Below are 19,174 nucleotides of genomic sequence, written 5' to 3'. Positions count from 1 at the left end.
TTTCAGAAAGGAGCAACCTATGCGACTTATCAATACAACTAGTAGCCATGCTAGCCTGGTTAAAAATCAACTAAGAAATACGGATGCCGAGCTAGTTGAGGTTTATTCAGCTGGTAATACAGACGTTGTCTTTACCAAGGCTCCCAAGCATTATGAGATTTTAATTTCTAACAAACATCGTGCTATTAAGGATGATGAAATTGAAATCATTCGTGACTTTTTCATGAAGCGTAAAATCGACAAGGATCTTGCCCTTTTTGATCAGTTAAAAACCTTACATACTCCAAATTTGATTGAGATGTCAATTCCACTCAAAGCCTAAAATTATAACCAGCCCTTCAGGCTGGTTTTTTCTATTAATTTATCTCATCTCTGTTGACTCAATTGACTAGCTGCTTCCTGATCTAAAATAACCAAAACGTCGTCATGTTCTTGTAAAATACTGGCTGGTAGGTCTGGATTGACGGGGCCTTCCACCATTGCCTTGACAGCTGCTGCCTTTTCCAGACCGTAGGCCATCAGAATAATACTTTTAGCTGACATGATTGAGGCAATGCCCATAGAAATAGCTTGGCGAGGTACTTGCTCAGAATTTTCAAAAAAGCGTGCATTGGCCTGAATCGTGCTAGCTGCCAAATCAACCACATGGGTCTGACTATCAAAGGGGGTTCCTGGTTCATTAAACCCAATATGACCATTTTGCCCCAAGCCTAAAATTTGAACATCAATCGGATAAGCTTGCAAGACTTGATTATAACGCTCAGTTTCAGCCACCAAATCCTCTGCCAAACCATTAGGTAAAAAATGCTCCTTAAACTGCCGGTGACCAAATAGCTGTTGCTCCATGAAGTAATGGTAAGACTGCTGGTCCTGAGCAGACAAACCAACATATTCATCAAGATTAATGGTCCTTATCCTTGAAAAATCCAGAGATGAGGCCACCATTTGCTGGTAAAGAGCAATAGGACTACTACCTGTTGCTAACCCTAAAACTTGAGCACCAGCTTTTATTTTTTCAGCGATTACATCAAAAGCTATCTTACTACCTGCCTGCTGATTATCCACGACAACTAATTTCATCTGTCTCTCCTTTGGTATATACCATTTTTCTTTATTCTAACAGGATAGGCTGCCGATGTCAAGTTTTTATCATTTTTGGTATAATAAAAAGGCAGAAAAAGGAGACTCTATGAACGTAAACGATTTTGATTTTTATCTACCAGAAAGGCTGATTGCCCAAACCCCTTTAGAAAAAAGAGACGCTTCCAAACTGCTCGTCCTTGACAGAGAGCAAGGAAGCATGACTGACGGGCATTTCCATGACATTATTGACCACTTAAATCCCGGCGATGCCTTGGTCATGAATAACACCCGTGTCTTGCCTGCTCGCCTCTATGGCGAGAAGCCTGACACCCATGGCCACGTAGAATTTTTACTCTTGAAAAATACTCAGGACAATCAATGGGAAGTCTTAGCCAAGCCAGCCAAACGGCTCAAGGTTGGCAGCAAGGTCTCTTTCGGGGACGGACGTCTCATGGCGACAGTCATTGAAGAACTGGAACACGGTGGCCGAATTGTTGAATTTGACTATCAAGGAATTTTCCTCGAAGTCCTAGAAAGTCTTGGAGAGATGCCACTGCCACCCTATATCCACGAAAAATTAGCCGACCGCGAACGCTACCAGACCGTCTATGCCAAGGAAAATGGCTCTGCTGCTGCCCCAACCGCCGGTCTGCATTTCACCCCAGAATTACTGGCTGCTATTGAAGCCAAAGGAGTCAAGCTAGTCTACCTAACCCTGCATGTGGGCTTGGGCACTTTCCGCCCTGTTTCCGTTGACAATATTGAGGACCATGACATGCACTCAGAATTTTATCACTTATCAGCCCAAGCTGCCAAAACACTCAATCAGGTTAAAGCAAAGGGCGGTCGTATTGTTGCTGTCGGGACAACCTCTATTCGGACCTTGGAAACGATTGGAGCAAAATATGATGGTCAGTTGCAAGCTGATTCTGGCTGGACCAATATTTTTATCAAACCAGGCTACCAATTTAAGGTCGTTGATGCCTTCTCCACCAATTTCCACTTGCCAAAATCAACCTTGGTCATGTTGGTCGCAGCCTTTGCTGGTCGTGACTTCACCCTAGAAGCCTATCAACATGCGGTTGAGCAAGACTACCGTTTCTTCAGCTTTGGCGATGCCATGTTTGTCAAATAAGAAAAAGCTTCCCTAGTTCAACTGGCTAGGAAAGCTTTTTCTTATGATTTTGATTGACGAGATTTTTTGGTTAAATTGAGGTAATGGTTGATAAAGACCGTTAAGAACATCCCCATCAAACCAAGTCCGATAACCGTATATAAAATGGTAAAAATCTTGCCAAGGGCTGTAACAGGGTAAAGGTCACCAAAACCAATGGTTGTCAGTGTGGTAAAAGAAAAATAAAAAGCATCTAAAAAGGTAAAACCCTCTACCTGACTATAAAACATACTACCAATCAACAAGATAAATAGGGTCAGAAAAAGCAAAGACCGTGACTCTTCGTCCTTCAAGATAGAGACCAAAGTCTTGCCGACGCGGCGAACTTGTAGCCAAAATGTTAACATGATAACTCCTTAATCGTTTATTAGCTCTAGCATTCAAATCTCTCTCTGCCACTATGACTAACAGAGTCAGTTGAATTTATCTAGGACATCTCATCATACTACCCCTCTCCCTATTTTGTAAACTATTTTGCTCATTTTTAATCATTTTTAGATAGTAAAAATCTCTCAGTCAAAACCGAGAGATAAATTTTTCGTATTAGTTTGTGTTCATATTGACCCGATGCCACTGGTTAATGACATAGGCTAGCTGGGCTAATTGATTATAACCTTCAGGATTGATTTCCTCAGTCTCCTCATTGGACCCACCAAGGCCAGCAGTATAAATCGCAACCATATAAGGGGTTTGCTCTTCAACAATGGCATCAACATTCAATGCTTCCCTGACATAACCGGGTTTTTGATAAATTTGTAAACCTGGTAGATAGGTTTCGTAGTATTCCCCTGGGAAGGATTGATCTAGAAAGTCTAAAATAGCCGCATACTTTTCCTTGTTCTTCCAAAGATAGTCTAACACTTGGATGTAATAGTCCGTTGTTGTTTTATTACCTTCTAGACGGATTGTTTTGACGGAAGCTTTAGATTGACCGTAACGATCAAACTGGCTATAAGCTTTCTTAAAGCCTCCCAACAACCCAGCCATCACATGGGCTGGAGTATTTTCAGAATAAACCAAAGAATATTCTTGCATCTCTGAAATCGTCATGTCGTCACCGAACTGACCCCGATAAGCCAAGTATTCTCCCTCATACTCATAATCTGTCTTGGTGATGTCATAGGCCTTGTCCATAGACAGTTTTCCGTCATTCACAGCATCAACAATCAGCATATTAAGTGGTAATTTATAAGTACTACCCGCTGTCATCAACTGGGTATCATTCATGGCAAAAGTTTCACCTGTCACCATATTTTTGTAGGAAAAGGCAACAGCTTTAGGATCGATGCCAAATTCATCCAAGTAAGCCTTAACCGTCTCTTCTAAACTCAAATTAGCATAATCATAATACAGGCCATAAGATTCCATTACCGCTAAATCTTCTGCCATTGCCTGTTTTTTAGCTTTAGCACTCTTATTAGTCGGAATAATCTTAGGTTTTGTTTCGTCCTGACTAACCTTTGTTTCCTCTTTGGTAAACCATTGCTTAAGATTAACAGAGCCACCATAGCTTCGACCCAAGACAACAATAAAAAGGGATACGAGCAGACCAGTTACCAATCCCAAAACTAATTTTTTCATACTTTTCATAATATAGCCATTATACCATATTTTCTTTCTTTTTTCCAATCATTTACACAGAAAAAAGCTGAGACGTTCAGCTTTTTTCTTGACGTGTTCTTAAGCTTGAGTAGCCTGGTAAAGCTCATCAACCTTGTTCCAGTTAATCACATCAAAGAAGGCCTTGATGTAGTTTGGACGAACATTACGGTAATTGAGATAGTAGGCATGTTCCCAGACATCTAGCCCCAAAATAGGTTGTTTTCCATCCATGATTGGGCTATCCTGATTACCAGTTGACATGACTTCTAGCTTGCCTTCTGCATTGACAACCAACCAGGCCCATCCTGAACCAAAACGGGTAGTGGCAGCCGCAGTAAAGGCTTCTTTGAAGGCGTCAAATGAACCAAAGGTCGCCTCAAGCTCTGCCAATAAGCTTGCTGAAGGGCTTGTTTTCTCTGGCGACAAGAGTTCCCAGAACAAGGCATGGTTAAGATGACCACCACCATTGTTAATCACTGCTTGGCGGATATCTGCCGGAATACTGTCCACATCAGACAGAAGTGCCACCAAATCTTCACCAATTTCAGGGTGTTTTTCCAGAGCAGCATTGACGTTAGCCACATAAGTCGCATGGTGCTTGTCATGATGAAGAGTCATGGTTTCTGCATCAATATAGGGTTCCAAGGCGTCGTAAGCATAAGGTAAATCTGGTAAAATAATGGCCATAAATCTGTCCTCTTTTCTTTATAGTTACCCTTTCATACTACCGAAAAATCTCACTTTTGACAACTATTTTAACCGTTTTTCTCATAGGTTAATTTTAAGAGGGCCAAATCAAAAAGATAATCTTTGTCATAACGGCCAGTCTTGATTTGATAATCCGTATCAATTAAAATGACTAGGGCTTTTTTGAGAAAGGCCAGTGACAAGGCTTTAGAATCCCGCAAGGCAAATTTGACTTGATAAGGATTGACGCGTCGTCCAAGGTAATCTGACAAGTCAGCCACCAGCTGAGCTTCTGACTTATTGGCCTGGGCCAAAAGTTTGACCTGTAACCAAAAACGAAGTTGCCCCAACATAATAGCCAGCAGCTTAATCACGTCCTCACCTTGTAAACTCAAATCACGACTGAGCTCTCGTGCCTCTGCTAGCTTGCCGGTTAAGACATATTGCGTCAAATCAAAGATATTATCCTGCAAGCTCTTTGGAATCGCTTCGATAATATCTGCCTGTTCAATGACTTCTCTTCCCTTATAAGTCTCTAAGAAGGCCAAATTTTTGAGGCTCTCACTAAAATCAAAATTCGATTTTATTAATAAATCCTCCAAGGCCCCTGCTGCAAAAGTCAATTGTCGCTTTTGAGCCAGTCTTTCCAGATACTGTCGTAATTCCTGTTCCTTTAAGCTATTGGCTTCCAATACCAAGGCATCTCGCTTGAGCAATTTGACGAGACGACGTTTCCCATCCAACTTCCCTGGGGCACAAATAATCAAGCGAGTGCTAGCTACTGGTTGGAGGAGATAATCCTCAAATTGTTTAAGTTGTGCATCATCTAAAACCTTTTTCTTATCAGTGGTAATATCACTCAAATTATCCAATATAACCACTTTTTCATCCGCAAAAAAGGGCAAGCTTTCCAAATCTAGGGCTGCCTCTTCAAAACTGCTTTCTTCCAGGTCAAAATAGGAATAGGTCAAATCACTGGGATCAAAACCAACCGCCTCAAACAAAGCTGACTTGCTGTCACGGTATTGCCCACTATCATCGCCTGCTAGCACTAAAATCTGCGGTAAGGTCGCTCGACTTAATTGCTTTACTGTTTCTATCACAATCATGTATTTATTATATCAAAAATTTGGTATAATAGCAGTAAGTATCCCTAGGAGAAAATCATGAAAAAATACCTCTATTTACTGATTGCCCTGCTTTTCCTGGGATTGGTTTGGCTCTTTTTACAAGCCCATGTCCAAGTCAAGACCCAACCAAGCACTGAGCAAGCTAATCTGACCAGTACAAAAAACTCGCTAGCAACAAGCACCCCTTCTGTCGCTCCCAAACCCAGTCAAGAGCTTGAGAACGAGACCTATACCGTTGACCGGGAACAAATCACTCTTTACGGCAAGTTGACAGCCCCCAAAACCTTCAAACAAGAAAAACGACCACTGGTCATTATTGCCCATGGTTTTAACAACACCTTGGACATGTATGATGACTATGCCCAATATCTTGCCAAACTAGGTTATGTGGTTTATAGCTTTGATTTCTACGGCGGTAGCACGCGTTCCAGAAGTGGGGGTACAGACATGCTAAACATGTCTGTCTTGACCCAAGAGGCGGACCTAGCGGCTGTGGTCAATAAACTCAGCCAAGAGTCCTTTATTGACACCAGGAATATCAGTCTCCTCGGTGTCAGCCAAGGCGGGGTGGTTTCCACCCTCTATGCCGCTGACAATCCCCAAAAGATTAGCAAACTCCTCCTCATATTCCCCGCCTTCGTCCTCTTTGATGATGTCAAGGAAACCTATAATCAGCTTGGGGTAGCTAGTCCAGACCAACTACCAGCTATCATCAGCCACCGTAATGCCCAACTAGGCAGTATTTATCTGACCGATGCCTTAACCATTGATATCAAACAAAAAATGCAAGCTGTCAACCAGCCTGTCCTGATCATTCAAGGAACCGATGATCAGGTTGTTCCCTATAGCTATGCTCAAGAAGCGAGTAACCTCTTCCCTCAGGCCACATTGGTAACTGTTCCAGAAGGACAACACTGGATTGACCAAGCTTTTAATCAAATCGCTCTTCCTGCTCTAACAGAATTTCTGATACAAAATAGCAGACAATGACAAGCAAGAACTCATTTTCTTGGCTTTGGCTGCTGTCACCAAGAAAAAATCCTTAGCCAAATTGGCTAGGGATTTTCTTATTTGTCTGCGTAGAATTCTTGACCATGGTCAGCCACTTCAGCATTGATTTGCCAAGTAATACCAAATTTATCCGTTATATTACCATAGGCAGGCGACCAAGGGGTTGCTTGAAGTTCCAGATGAATGGCCTTGGCATCCACCGATAGTTTTTGGTAGAGGTCAGTCGCTGTTTCTGCATCATCTGTCACTAGAGCAACTGTAATATTGTCACCGACAGTATAAGGCATTTCAGGATTGTTGTCTGATAACATAAAGCGTTGACCATTCAGACGGAATTGGGCATTCATGACAAAATTTTCAAGTTCAGCAGGACAATCTGGCATAAAGTCCTTATAAAGAGTGACTTGTTCCACACTTGCTCCCAAGGCTTCCTTATAAAATTCAATCGCCTCTAAGCCGTCACCATTGGTAACCAGATAAACTTCCATTGCTTTTAACATGATAAACTCCTTATAATTACAATAAATTAGGTTATTAGTTTACCATACCTAAGCTTAAAAGAAAAGGGATTGGCCTTACCTAACTGTTTCCAACTGCCAGGTTCGTTGACCAGAAAAACGAATGGCCCCATCTTGATCTGTCCGATAAATCCTAATGCCTTGTTTTTGCAAACGTGCCAGAGCCTCTTGATGAGGGTGTTGGTAACGGTTGTTCTGGCCCACAGAAATGAGAGCTAACTTGGGCTGAATTCTTTCTAAAAAGGCAGCTGACGACGACCCTCTACTCCCATGATGTCCTACCTTAAGCACATCAACTGGTAGGTTAGAATAGCTTGCCAACAAATCTTCCTCTCCTTTTGCCTCTAAATCCCCTGTAAAGAGAAAATTTAGACCTAGCAAGCGACCATAAAGGACAAGGGAATCATCATTGCCGCCATCACCCACCCCAAGAGGTGAGAGAACCTGAAGACGACTCCCCATAATAGACAGAGAATCCCCTGCCCTAACTGTCCTAACCTTAATGTTCAGAGCTTGTAGGCGGTTGACAAAACTGGTCTTGGTCAAGGCCCCCTGGCTAACCAAAATCTCATCAACCCTTATTTCCTTGACCAATACTTCCAAATCCCCCATGTGATCAGCATGAGCATGACTAATGACAAGCTGATTGATCCGTCCAATGCCCCTACTCTTCAGATAAGGAATTAGGCTCCGCTGGGCATTGCTCGCTGTCACTCCCTGACGCCAAGCCTCTTTCTGACCAATTTCCAAACGACCACCAATATCCAACAGGATGGTTTTGCCACGCATATCCCGCAAAAGCAGGCTATCTCCTTGCCCCACATCTAACATGGTCACTTCATTGGTCAAGGGATGCTTTACAAGGGTAAATAGCAGAGCTAAACAAGCAACCAGACTGACCAAAACCTTCTTATTCTGGTAGTAATCATATAAGACCGTCAAACAAAGCAAAAGTAATACGAGCATTAAACCAGTTGCTTGGCCTAAAATCAAGGGCTTACTCAAAAGACCGCCCGTTCCCTTGACTAGATTTTCCACAAAAATGAACAAAGGATTAAAGAAAGTCAGAGCTAAGATTGGGGACAAGAGAAAGGCAACTGATAGTAAGGGAAGAAACAAGTAGTCAAAACAAAGTGAAAATAAGGTTGTCAAAACCACAGACCAGGGCTGAAAAACTGAAAAATAAGCCAACAATAAGGGCAAAATCCCTAGGGTTAGGGTTAAGCCCTCTGCTAATTTTTGTCGGTAACCTGACAGGTGACTAAAGTCCATCATGCTGATGACAAAAGCATAGGCAAAACTAAGCACCCCTCCGACTGTCAATAAAAAATTAGGCAGGATAAACAAACAAATCAAAAAGGTCACCGCAAAATTATTGACTCCTTTAATACCATATCGCCCCAAGAACGCTTGGATTAAGCTACGAATGACGGAAATGGAAAAACCGGTCAGTCCTGCATAAAAAAGAGAAAAAGGAACTTGCATGCCATCTACCACATCCTGACGCAAACCCAAACGCAGGAAAATTTTCCGGAAATGAGTGAGAAAAAAGCCAACCTGCATCCCTGACAAGGCAAAAAGATGAATAATGCCCAAGTCAGCATACCGGTCACTCATATCTGCGAAGTCCTTATCCAAGTAACCGAACAACAAGCCTGTCATGTAGTGGCTCATAGGAGCAGGAAATCGTGTTTTTGCCTGTAAAATAGCCTGTCGTCGCCACTGAGCTAAGTAATCAAGAAAACTTAACGATTGAACTGGCTCAATAGCCTGCAATCGCTCTAGCTGGGCCAAGCGATAAATCCCTTGATTTTTCAAATATTCCCTATAATTAAAACCAGAAAAATTGCCTTGCTCTGCTGCCTCAATTAGCCTAATCTCTCCCTGCAAGCTGACAACCTGGTCTAGATTAGCAAAATAATCACGTTCTTGCTCAGAAGCTAGCCGATAAAAGACCTGGTAGCGACGCCCCGCAGATCTTCCTTGAAAACTCAAACGATCCCCATTAATGCTAATGGTATCAGGAATTAACTGAATAGTTCTGATAGTCTCAGGGGCTGTTTGGTAAGCCTGCTCCATTTGCTGAAAGTGACCCGTCAAAAAGATGGTCAAAGCTGTCAAATAGACAAGCACTTGACCGATAATTTTCTTGGAATACTGGCAAAATAAGGCTGCCAAAGTGACAGCCAAGAAGATTAGAATGGGCAACTGCCGATAAACCAAAGAAAAATAGAGCAGGGCTGATAAAACCGCCAAATAAATCGGTGGTAGGGGAAAAAACCTAGTCAACGGTAATCATCTCCTTAATCTTGTCAAAGGTCTTTTGACCAATCCCTGAAACCTTCTGCAAGTCTTCGACAGACTTAAAGAAGCCACTGCTTTCCCGATAATCAATGATGTCTTGAGCCCGTTTGGCACCAATCCCTGAAATGGTTTGCAGTTCACTAACACTGGCCCGATTAATATTAACCTTACCAGTTCCTACCCCACTCGTGTCTGATGGATTGGTAGCTGAAGAGGTAGAAATCACACTGATATTTTCTCCTTGGCTAGCCACATAAACCACACTGCCGTCACTCAATTTTTGAGCTAAATTGATGGACTTTTTATCAGCTGTTTCTGTTAAACCACCTGCCAATCTGATGGCATCATCAACTCTGCTCCCTGCTGGTAACTGGTAAACCCCTTCCTTTTGCACAGCCCCCTTAACATCAACGACCAAGTCAGCCTCCTCCTTGCTTGAAGAGGGATAATCTTCCTGAGCTGTCGACTGGCTTACCAAAGAGGAACTTGCCGAGTTTAAAAGTTCTGATTCACTAGGTTTGTCGGTTTGTAAAAAGCTAAGATAGATAAAGACCAGGGCCACAAGGCCCAGTAAACCTCCGACAACTAGCTTCCGTTCTCTAATTTGTGCTAAGACTTCTTCCATCATGACCTCCTCTAAACATCCCTGCTTATCTTTTTATTCGTAATTGACCACACAAAAAGAGGATTTTCATAAAATCCTCTGATATGCTATTAAGACTGCCTGATGATTAGGCAAGTGATTACAGGCAGTTTACTTGCGGTGTTTATCAGGATCCCAAACGAAACTAGCTAGCCAACTAAACATCAAGGTCAAAATAACCAAGACAATAGCCACTAAGGCTGCTGGAATGCGAACAAGATACCAAAAAACACTTGGTTTTTTAGCATTATGGTAGCTTTGATTTTCCTCATCTAGTTGGTCAAAGGCCTCTTGAATCCGTCTGGCAACCTCTTCCACCCCTGCATTATCCATCCGCTTAATATCTGAAATATCAATAGGGGCACCAAAGTTCATGTCAATCCGCTCACGAGATAAAAGCCCTTTGATCGACAAAGGTCCCAGATAGGCCGAAGGCATAATCCGAACCTTAGCCATCTTGGCAATCACAGCTACCCCCCCCTTAACATCACTGGAATGACGACTACCACTAGGGAACATAATCAGCGAGCGTTGGCTTTTTTTCAGCATATTGACAGGGTAGCGAATGGCTTCTTGGCCTGGATTGTCACGATCAATCGGAAAGGCTCCACACATACGGATCCACCAACCAAAAATCCGATTGGTAAACAATTCTTTCTTAGCCATGAAAATAAACTGTTTAGGTCGGGCGGCAAAAGCCATATAGACAGGGTCCCACCAAGTCCTATGGGGGGCAACTAAGATATAATTTTCATCCTGGTCAGGAATCTTGTCCTGATTATGATAGTGGACATTGCCATTGATAATCCACAGTAAAAACACTACCAGACCTCGAAGATAGGCATAAAACATCTTGATTTCCTTTTCTTTCTGCTAAATTCGGTCAATAAGATCAGTGCCTTCATTGTATCATATTTCAGTCAAAAGGACAATTAGCCCTTCCTAATCTTGGCTAATCTATTTCTTGTAAAAACAAGCTCTGTCTATTCTCTAGGGAAATCTTATGCTATAATAAAAACATGACAAAAAATCTTTTACTAGACAATGAACGAGTTGACCAACTTTTTTCAACCGATGTTAAGATTATTCAAAATCGGGAAGTTTTTAGCTATTCTCTGGACTCTGTCCTCCTCTCTCGCTTTCCCCAATACCCTCAACGAAAGGGCTTGATTGTCGATCTTTGCAGTGGTAATGGAGCTGTCGCCCTCTTTGCCAGCAGTCAGACCCCTGTCAAGATTTTAGCTGTGGAACTTCAAGAACGCTTAGCTGACATGGCTAAACGTTCCGTTATCCTTAACCAGCTGGAAGAGCAGGTTGACATTATCCAAGATGACCTCAAGCACCTCTTAGACCATGTGCCAGCTTCGCAGGTGGATTTGATTGTCTGTAATCCCCCTTATTTTAAGGATAGGGAAAGCTCTAAGAAAAATCTTTCTGAGCATTACCTCTTGGCCCGCCATGAAATCACCACCAACCTTGATGAAATTTGTCGCGTCAGCCAGCAAGCACTCAAATCCAATGGTCGATTGGCTATGGTCCATCGCCCAGATCGGTTTTTGGAAATCATGGACACCCTAAAAAAATACAAGCTCGCTCCCAAACGGGTTCAATTCATCTACCCTAAATTAGGCAAGGAAGCTAATATGCTACTGATTGAAGCCATCAAGGACGGTTCTTTGGAGGGGTTCAAAATCCTACCCCCACTCATTGTTCACAAGGACAATGGCGATTATAGCGATGAGATTTTTGAGATTTATTATGGAAAAAATAAAAGCAATTAAGGCCTACATGTATGTGCTTCGTTGTCAGGATGACTCTCTTTACACGGGCTACACCACTGATGTAGATAGACGTGTTAAGACCCATCAAGCTGGCAAAGGAGCCAAGTATACCAAAGCCAGACTACCGGTCCAACTCCTTTATGTGGAAAAATTTGCTAGCAAGTCCCTGGCCATGTCAGCTGAAAGCCAGTTTAAAAAGAAAACGAGACAGGAAAAGTTAAATTATATCGCCCAAAACAAGCCATAGAACAATTATGGAACCACTCCTTCGAAAAACTGTAATCACCTCTTAAACCAACTGTGCCACAGGATAATTATAAAGACATATAAAAAGGATATTGGAATGTTTCCTTTTTATATGTCTTTTTTCTAAATATGATAATGATTGGAAATTACTCATATCATATATTTAATATGGAAATTATTCACAAAACCCCTTTAAACAATCCCAAAGGATTAAATAGCAACATCTTACTACTGCATGATTTTCCTTACTAGGTTTTAAACTACCATGTACCAAATGACAACGGACTTGATAAATAATTTCAAAAATTCCCGCAAAAAGAATACCTAAATCCTCTACTACAACCAAGTCACCTAAATCATGAGTATCACTATACTTTTTCTTTAACTTTCCAGTTTTTGTTCTCGCATCACTAATAATCACATTTTGGTAGCTAGTATTATCTGTTTTCTTATTAAAATCAGTTAGTAAATTCTCAAAAATCATTTTAGTATAACCATTCGGAATATCATTTCCACGATACTCTAACTCTGCTTGTATTAAAGCATAGTGTAGTTGGGTAATATTATTCCTAAAATCAGCACCTTCTTTATCATCTGATAAAAACAATCGCTCAAATGATTGGTATAATTTATTGTTAGAAGAACGATCAGACTTTATTTTATTAATATGTTCTCTATCATTTGTCAAAGAATAATGAAAATTATACCAGCTATTACAACTTAGCCAAAGCATAATAAATAGTGAATGGTAATCAATCCTTGCTTTTTCAAACCATTCTTTTTTTAAATCTTGACTACTACCAGACATACCTACCTCATATTTTCAATTTCATTTTCTACTAACCTTTTAGCTTCAGCTAATAGTTCTTCACTTTTGGCTTTCAGTGTAAAACTTTGTTGAATTTTTTCACTAATCCTTAGCTGAATGGTTCTAGGTAATACTGGAATACGCACGTCTAAAATCTCTGACGGTTTCCAATGCTGGATAATTGAACCACCTGCATCACGTTCTGCTTGTAATTGTACTACTGCCGAATTTATAACTAAAGCAAGATAGTCAGGTAGCACTCTATCTGTTTTTAGAGATAAATGGACAATCGCTCCTGATGTAATCACATCTAAATCTTCTGGTACCCGATAGGCAATCCCAACTGTCCCATCTTTAGATAATAAAATAGTGTCTCTTTTAGGACGAATAGCTTCATTAAAGGATTCAGGATCTAAAAACTTGTCTGATTTTGTAATACCATATTTAGATAAATTTGATACACGCACAAATGGTACTCCTTGACTCTGATATGCTTGTGAACCTGGCTCAATTGATTTATACAAGTCTACTATATCACCTAAACGTACACAATCAAATTTAGCCATACTTTCTAAAAGTTGTGTAAATTTCGGTTGATAATATTCAGCATCTAAACGCCCACTCATACCAAATGATTGTGATAAAGTTTGAACAGAGACATTGCTTGTTTTTTGCTCGATTAACAATTCTATGAGTGTCCACTCTGCTAAGCGCTCATAATAGAGGGCTTTAGCAAGGAGAGAGTCAATCTCTACCCCCCCCCCCCCCCGTGAAACTTTCACAGAGTTTTCGATTTCATTTTCAACAGATGCTTTTGCTTCAGTCAATAACTGTTGGGCTTGCTCACGTAAATCGTTGCTTTGACGGATATATTCAGCGATTTTTTCTTGCGTATTTTGAGAAATAATCGGCAGCGGGATATTTAATAAGTCCTCTTTATTGATTGCCGTTAAAATCGTTCCTGAACAGTTTTTCTTTAAAATCTGTTGCATAAGTGATGATTTGAACAACACCAATAAAGTTTCTGCATTGATTTTATCAGATGACAATACATAAAATCCTGTCGAACATAAAGAATTATCATAGTGCGGTGGTACAATTGCACAACTTTGCAAAGAGCCTTCAATGCTGGAAATCATCACTTGATTTGTTCGCACTTTCCGTCTAGCACGAGATGGCAAGTCTTTGCCTAATGCTTTTGTACTACCTGTAATTTCACCTGATTTACCGATATTGGAAAGCTCAATATAGTCGTATTCTTGGTTTTCGTTTGGCGTGTAATTCTCATCGTGCAAACGGCATACTTTACCTAATTTTTCAAAACCATTTGAATGAGTTTGAATAAATTTTTCTAATTGCTCATAAATGGGTTGATAAAACTCTGCATCCAATCGCCCTGTTTGTAAAAAGCTATCTTTGAGCGATTTGATATTTACAGGATTTTGTATAGCTTGAAAATCAGTTAAACCAAGATTGTCTAGCAATAAAGTTTCGGCTTCGATGTAGATGTTTTGAGATTTTTTCAAAGATAGTTTTGCATTATCGAAGCAGTCTTTTATTTTTAATTGAAAATCTCTATCAAGTAATGGAATAAAGGTTTCTTTTACCTCTTCTGGGTTTATATTGGTTTGGTTAATAGATTGTCTAGCCCGCCTTTTTAAGTCCCAAATACCATATTTCGTATTTAAATATGCTGTTAGGTATTCAGGTAAAATAATATCTTCATTTGGAACAAAACGCACAAGATAAGAAGCAAAAATAAAATCACTATCGTCTTGCTGATAAAAAATACCTGTTCTCCCAACCCACTCAAACGAATTTGTTCTGTTAAACAAAACATCTCTATCTTTTAATAAAAAGGTTTCTTTCTCTAAATTTGATACATTTGCATACTTTGATACAGAAAAATCACATAACATATTATGAATTTCATTCATTCTATAAATTGGAATACCATCTCCAATTTCATTCATAGAAATAGAAATTCCATATTGTGATTTTAAAAGGCAATCACCTATTTTAATATATGTTAATTGTGGATTACGTTTTGGTTCTTTTGTCCAAAAGTCAGTATCAAATCTACAATCTTTATTTTTATCAACAACGGATAAACTAATTTCACTCACTTCCAGCCCATCTAACAATGCCTGATATTTGGCAGGGTTAAATGGGCTTAATCCTTTCCCACAAAAGAAAGTTTTTCCTTTTTAGCAAATTCAATAAAAGCTTCAGCAATACCATCTTGTGTTTTTCCATCATGATTATAGAGGTCATGTTTCACAATCAGATGCCCATGTTCATCTAAAATTGGAGAGCCATTTTCATCTTTGAGATAAATTTTATCACCACTATTATCTTTACTTGGTTCTTGCATGGTAGCAAAAAAAATTGGATAATCCTCCACTTTCGGACATAGTTCATCATCCCATTTTTGAACAAATAAGACGCTTGTTTTCGTTCCTGTATGTGGCTTAAAAACATTGCCATGCAGACCAACAACTGCTAAAATACGACAATGTTCGGCAATATAGTCTCGAATATACTTATCACTAGAATTGTTAAAGCGTCCTTGAGGGAGAACAACTGCCATGCGTCCACCAGGTTTTAAGAAGTTCAAATTACGTTCTATGAATAGAATATCTCGTCCAACTTTAGTTTGATATTTTCCTTTTGCATTTTTACCTAATTCAAATTTCGTAATAATTCGACTTTCCTTAATATCACCTGCAAAAGGCGGATTTGCCATTAAAACATCAAATTGAAATGCGTAGTTACTATTTTTAGATTGACGAAGTTTTTTGAGACGTTTCCACCCTTGATTATAAGTATCAGTCCACTCTTCTTGTTGAACAGTTTCGTCCCAACGCTCATAATCTAAAGTATTTAGATGTAAAACATTGGTTTGCCCATCTCCAGCGATAAGATTCAAAGTTCTAGAAACTCGAACAGCTTTTTCATCAAAATCAATAGCAAAAACTTTTGATTTTACATAATCTTCACATTCCGTTGGTTTTTCTTCAGCAGTAAATAAATGACTCTGTTTAATTCCTTTTTCGTCTAAAATTTGTTTCCACACATGAAACATTGTATGAACCGGAAAACCACAACTACCACTTGCTGTATCAATCATGGTTTCATCTTTGGTAGGATTAAGCATCTTAACACACATATCAATGACATAACGTGGTGTAAAATACTGACCTTTTTCGCCCTTACTTGACTTACTCATCAAATACTCAAAAGCATCATCCACAACATCTAAATTAGAATTAAATAATTTAACATCTTGCAAACTAGACACACAAACAGATAAGTGGGATGAACTTAGCATGATTTTCGCATTTTCTTCAAAAACACCTTCCCACTTATTTTGGGCGTTTACAAATAGTTGCTGGATACGATCTTTTAATTCCGTATCTGTATCTCCATAATTTCTAAAAGACAGATGACGTGTTTTATTTCGAGTACTTTCTAATTCATCATAAAGTTTTGTAAAAATTAACTTGAAAACTTCTTCAAAAACATCGACCCCAGCATTTGCCAACACTTCATCTTCCATTTCTAAAATGAGATCCTTCAGACTTTTACGCTCAGTCACCAGCTTATCGTTTTGAATTAAGTCTGCAATATTCCAACGCTCACTAAGAATATCAGATAATTTTTCAGTATATTTAGGAATATTTGGAATATCTTCAAAATAATTGGGATCTTTACGATTATAAAAAGAAATCTGTTTCCCATTTGTCCAAACACCAATCGGAGCACCCGTCGCATTACAATAGCTTTTCAGTTGCTCTTTTCCATCTTTTAACTTGGCTTTTTTTACTTCAACAATGATATATGGTGCTGTTGTATTTTGCTTATCAAAAACAACAATATCCGCACGCTTTTTCTCACGACCAAAAGATACACTATATTCCACTGCTATTTGATTCACTGGATAATCATAATCATGAATCAGCTTGTACAAATAGAGCTGTCTTACCAACTCTTCAGGTTTTAAAGCAACATTTTTTTCCCTAATAAAACATTTGATGTTATACGAAATTTTTCCAGTTTTGGTAGTTTTTTCGGTAATTCGATTTTTAAGAGCTAGAATTTCTTTATCAGTAAACTGCTCAAGATTGAAATTTTTATCTTTAAAAAAATTATCTATCATTCTTATTATCCTTCTTTTCTATTTAGATTTATTATATCATAGTCCATTAAACTTCTCAAAGTTTGTAAAAACTCTAGAAAAAACCAAATATTAGCGAAATTCTCCTAGCTAATTTATCACATAAGTATAGAATATTTATGATGTTCACTGACTTCATTGTTATAGTTTAATCATTATCAACCATACTAACATAGTCAAATATTCTTTTTATTATGAGTATTCATAATAAAATGATCCCTTAGTCCTAGATTTTACTTCTCCTTTTTGACAAAATGATAAAAAGGTCCACTGGACCTGAGTTTGCTGTCCTTTTTTTAGGCAAAATGATAAAAAGGTCCACCGGACCTGATTTTGCTGTCCTTTTTTGGGCAAAATGATAAAAAGGTCCACTGGACCTTTTTATTTATCTCCCTTGTTACGGATAACAAAGCCATTTTTCTTTTCACTTGAGGTGCGGTGTGGGCGTTTGTTGCCTTTATTGTCAAAATCACGGGAATTTTTGTTGGAACGACGTTTGAAATCTCGGCGACCTCCCTCACGTTTCCCTGATTGACGATTGAATGACCGGTTGTTATTGCCTCCACGCCCCTTATTCGCAAACCCATTGCCTGACGGTTTAAATGGCAGCGGTTTTTCACGAGCAATCTCAACTTCTGGCAGACTATCTGGGTCTTGAACCGTCAAATTAAGAATGTAAAGGGCTAACTCTTCTGGGCTAAAATCATTTGCTAACTTGATGGCATCTGCCCTGAATTTCTCAAAACTAGCCTGCACCTTTTCATCGGCAAAATCACGGGCAATTTTTTTCAAGGCGACTTTTTTCTTAGCTTGGAAGGCTTCCTCAGCAGTCGCTGGTTTTAAGCCCTTCATCCGCTTCTTGGTTAGATTTTCAATAATGGATAGGTAGCCCATTTCATTTGGTGAAACAAAAGTAATGGACTGTCCATGTTTGCCGGCACGTCCTGTCCGTCCGATACGGTGAACATAGCTTTCTGGGTCTTGGGGAATATCATAGTTGTAAACGTGGGTCACCCCAGAAATGTCCAAGCCACGCGCCGCCACATCGGTAGCGACAAGGATATCAAGACCATCATTTTTGAAATCACGAAGGACACGCAGGCGTTTGCCCTGATCTAAATCACCGTGGATGCCCTCGGCACGGTAACCACGCAGTTTCAAACCACGCGTCAATTCGTCCACACGACGCTTGGTCCGACCGAAGACAATGGCTAATTCTGGTTGGTCAACATCCATCAAACGGGTCATGGTGTCAAATTTTTCTTGCTCACGCACACGGATATAATATTGGTCCACCAATTCCGTCGTTAGTTCTTTGGCCGCAATCTTAACATGCTCAGGTTCTTTCATAAAGGTCACGCCAATACGCTTAATCGGTTCTGGCATGGTCGCTGAAAAGAGCAGGGTTTGACGGCTGTCTGGCACTCGGCTGATAATACTCTCAATATCTTCCAAAAAGCCCATATTGAGCATTTCATCAGCCTCATCCAAAATCAAGGTTTCAATATCAGACAACTTCAAAGCCTTACGTTTGATTAAATCCAACAAACGACCTGGTGTGCCAACCACGATATGAGCACCAGAACGTAGGGCCTTGATTTGTTTTTCAATACTTGAGCCACCATAAACCGACCGTACCTTGACCCCCTTATCACGCCCAAAACGGAAAAGTTCCTCCTGACATTGCACTGCCAACTCACGGGTTGGAGCAATAATCAAGGCTTGAATGGTATTATCCTCTGTGTGAATCTTGTTCAAGGTTGGCAAACCAAAGGCTGCGGTTTTTCCTGTCCCTGTCTGCGCTTGACCGATGACATCCTTGCCAGCAAGGGCCAAAGGAATGGTCATTTCTTGAATCGGAGATGGTTCAACAAAGCCAGCTTTTTCAACAGCAGATAAAATCTCTGCTGATAGGTTTAAATCTGTAAATTTCATAAGTTCCTTTTCTAAAAAGACAGTGCGAAGCTGTCTTATGACGCTTGTTTTTGTAACAATAGTTGTCCAATCTGC

Annotated in this window: 18 protein-coding genes; 5 read left to right on the top strand and 13 right to left on the bottom strand. The window is 39.9% G+C overall.

Annotation, left to right across the window (positions count from 1 at the left end):
• The first annotated feature begins 19 nt into the window (after window positions 1-19).
• Window positions 20-322, top strand: a complete 303-nt coding sequence (locus FRX57_RS00170) for a DUF1827 family protein (RefSeq protein WP_146565475.1) — start codon at window positions 20-22, stop codon at window positions 320-322.
• Window positions 323-366: 44 nt separating this feature from the next.
• Here FRX57_RS00170 and nagB read toward each other — a convergent pair whose 3' ends face one another.
• On the bottom strand, window positions 367-1,080 hold the full coding sequence (nagB, locus tag FRX57_RS00165) for a glucosamine-6-phosphate deaminase (protein ID WP_146565473.1): 714 nt from the start codon (window positions 1,078-1,080) through the stop codon (window positions 367-369).
• 109 nt (window positions 1,081-1,189) lie between these two features.
• Between nagB and queA the strand changes: the two genes are divergently transcribed.
• Entirely contained in the window at window positions 1,190-2,218 is a 1,029-nt protein-coding gene (gene queA / locus FRX57_RS00160; protein ID WP_146565471.1) for a tRNA preQ1(34) S-adenosylmethionine ribosyltransferase-isomerase QueA, read from the top strand.
• A gap of 41 nt (window positions 2,219-2,259) precedes the next feature.
• Here queA and FRX57_RS00155 read toward each other — a convergent pair whose 3' ends face one another.
• The 4 genes from FRX57_RS00155 to holA all read right to left on the bottom strand — a co-directional run bounded on the left by FRX57_RS00155 (window position 2,260) and on the right by holA (window position 5,655).
• A complete protein-coding gene (locus tag FRX57_RS00155) occupies window positions 2,260-2,604 on the bottom strand; it encodes a potassium channel family protein (RefSeq protein ID WP_146565469.1) in 345 nt (114 codons plus the stop codon).
• A gap of 196 nt (window positions 2,605-2,800) precedes the next feature.
• Window positions 2,801-3,838 carry a serine hydrolase gene (locus FRX57_RS00150; protein WP_146565467.1) on the bottom strand — a complete coding sequence of 346 codons (1,038 nt, stop codon included), beginning with the start codon at window positions 3,836-3,838 and terminating at the stop codon, window positions 2,801-2,803.
• Between the two features lie 99 nt (window positions 3,839-3,937).
• Window positions 3,938-4,546 (bottom strand): superoxide dismutase SodA, encoded by a 609-nt coding sequence (sodA, locus tag FRX57_RS00145; protein WP_146565465.1) that lies wholly within the window; start codon window positions 4,544-4,546, stop codon window positions 3,938-3,940.
• Between the two features lie 68 nt (window positions 4,547-4,614).
• Complete coding sequence (gene holA / locus FRX57_RS00140; protein ID WP_146565462.1) at window positions 4,615-5,655, bottom strand: DNA polymerase III subunit delta; 1,041 nt, start codon at window positions 5,653-5,655, stop codon at window positions 4,615-4,617.
• A 57-nt stretch (window positions 5,656-5,712) separates the two neighbouring features.
• On the opposite strand from holA, the gene FRX57_RS00135 reads away from it, so the two are divergent.
• A complete protein-coding gene (locus tag FRX57_RS00135) occupies window positions 5,713-6,666 on the top strand; it encodes an alpha/beta hydrolase (RefSeq protein ID WP_146565460.1) in 954 nt (317 codons plus the stop codon).
• A 77-nt stretch (window positions 6,667-6,743) separates the two neighbouring features.
• On the opposite strand, the gene FRX57_RS00130 is transcribed toward FRX57_RS00135, so the two are convergent.
• The 4 genes from FRX57_RS00130 to FRX57_RS00115 form a co-directional block, all read right to left on the bottom strand.
• Entirely contained in the window at window positions 6,744-7,187 is a 444-nt protein-coding gene (locus FRX57_RS00130) for a VOC family protein (RefSeq protein WP_146565459.1), read from the bottom strand.
• A gap of 75 nt (window positions 7,188-7,262) precedes the next feature.
• Window positions 7,263-9,494, bottom strand: a complete 2,232-nt coding sequence (locus tag FRX57_RS00125) for a DNA internalization-related competence protein ComEC/Rec2 (RefSeq protein ID WP_146565457.1) — start codon at window positions 9,492-9,494, stop codon at window positions 7,263-7,265.
• Window positions 9,487-10,137 carry a helix-hairpin-helix domain-containing protein gene (locus FRX57_RS00120; protein WP_146565455.1) on the bottom strand — a complete coding sequence of 217 codons (651 nt, stop codon included), beginning with the start codon at window positions 10,135-10,137 and terminating at the stop codon, window positions 9,487-9,489. Before FRX57_RS00120 ends, FRX57_RS00125 begins: the two co-directional genes overlap by 8 nt.
• Before the next feature lie 126 nt (window positions 10,138-10,263).
• The gene (locus tag FRX57_RS00115; RefSeq protein WP_146565453.1) at window positions 10,264-11,004 is read right to left on the bottom strand and encodes a lysophospholipid acyltransferase family protein; all 741 of its coding nucleotides are present in this window, start codon (window positions 11,002-11,004) and stop codon (window positions 10,264-10,266) included.
• Between the two features lie 167 nt (window positions 11,005-11,171).
• Between FRX57_RS00115 and FRX57_RS00110 the strand changes: the two genes are divergently transcribed.
• Window positions 11,172-11,933, top strand: a complete 762-nt coding sequence (locus FRX57_RS00110) for a tRNA1(Val) (adenine(37)-N6)-methyltransferase (RefSeq protein ID WP_146565451.1) — start codon at window positions 11,172-11,174, stop codon at window positions 11,931-11,933.
• Complete coding sequence (locus tag FRX57_RS00105; RefSeq protein ID WP_146565449.1) at window positions 11,911-12,180, top strand: GIY-YIG nuclease family protein; 270 nt, start codon at window positions 11,911-11,913, stop codon at window positions 12,178-12,180. Before FRX57_RS00110 ends, FRX57_RS00105 begins: the two co-directional genes overlap by 23 nt.
• Window positions 12,181-12,354: 174 nt before the next feature.
• On the opposite strand, the gene FRX57_RS00100 is transcribed toward FRX57_RS00105, so the two are convergent.
• The 4 genes from FRX57_RS00100 to cshA all read right to left on the bottom strand — a co-directional run bounded on the left by FRX57_RS00100 (window position 12,355) and on the right by cshA (window position 19,099).
• Entirely contained in the window at window positions 12,355-12,987 is a 633-nt protein-coding gene (locus tag FRX57_RS00100; RefSeq protein WP_146565447.1) for a hypothetical protein, read from the bottom strand.
• Between the two features lie 2 nt (window positions 12,988-12,989).
• Entirely contained in the window at window positions 12,990-15,113 is a 2,124-nt protein-coding gene (locus FRX57_RS00095; RefSeq protein WP_222431058.1) for a restriction endonuclease subunit S, read from the bottom strand.
• A 47-nt stretch (window positions 15,114-15,160) separates the two neighbouring features.
• A complete protein-coding gene (locus tag FRX57_RS00090; protein WP_146565444.1) occupies window positions 15,161-17,146 on the bottom strand; it encodes a type I restriction-modification system subunit M in 1,986 nt (661 codons plus the stop codon).
• Window positions 17,147-17,545: 399 nt separating this feature from the next.
• Window positions 17,546-19,099, bottom strand: a complete 1,554-nt coding sequence (gene cshA, locus FRX57_RS00085; protein ID WP_146565442.1) for a degradosome RNA helicase CshA — start codon at window positions 19,097-19,099, stop codon at window positions 17,546-17,548.
• Window positions 19,100-19,174: the final 75 nt, after the last annotated feature.

The organism is Streptococcus cuniculipharyngis, from assembly GCF_007859195.1.
Lineage (GTDB): Bacteria > Bacillota > Bacilli > Lactobacillales > Streptococcaceae > Streptococcus > Streptococcus cuniculipharyngis.
This window is presented reverse-complemented; position numbering and strand designations above follow the sequence as displayed.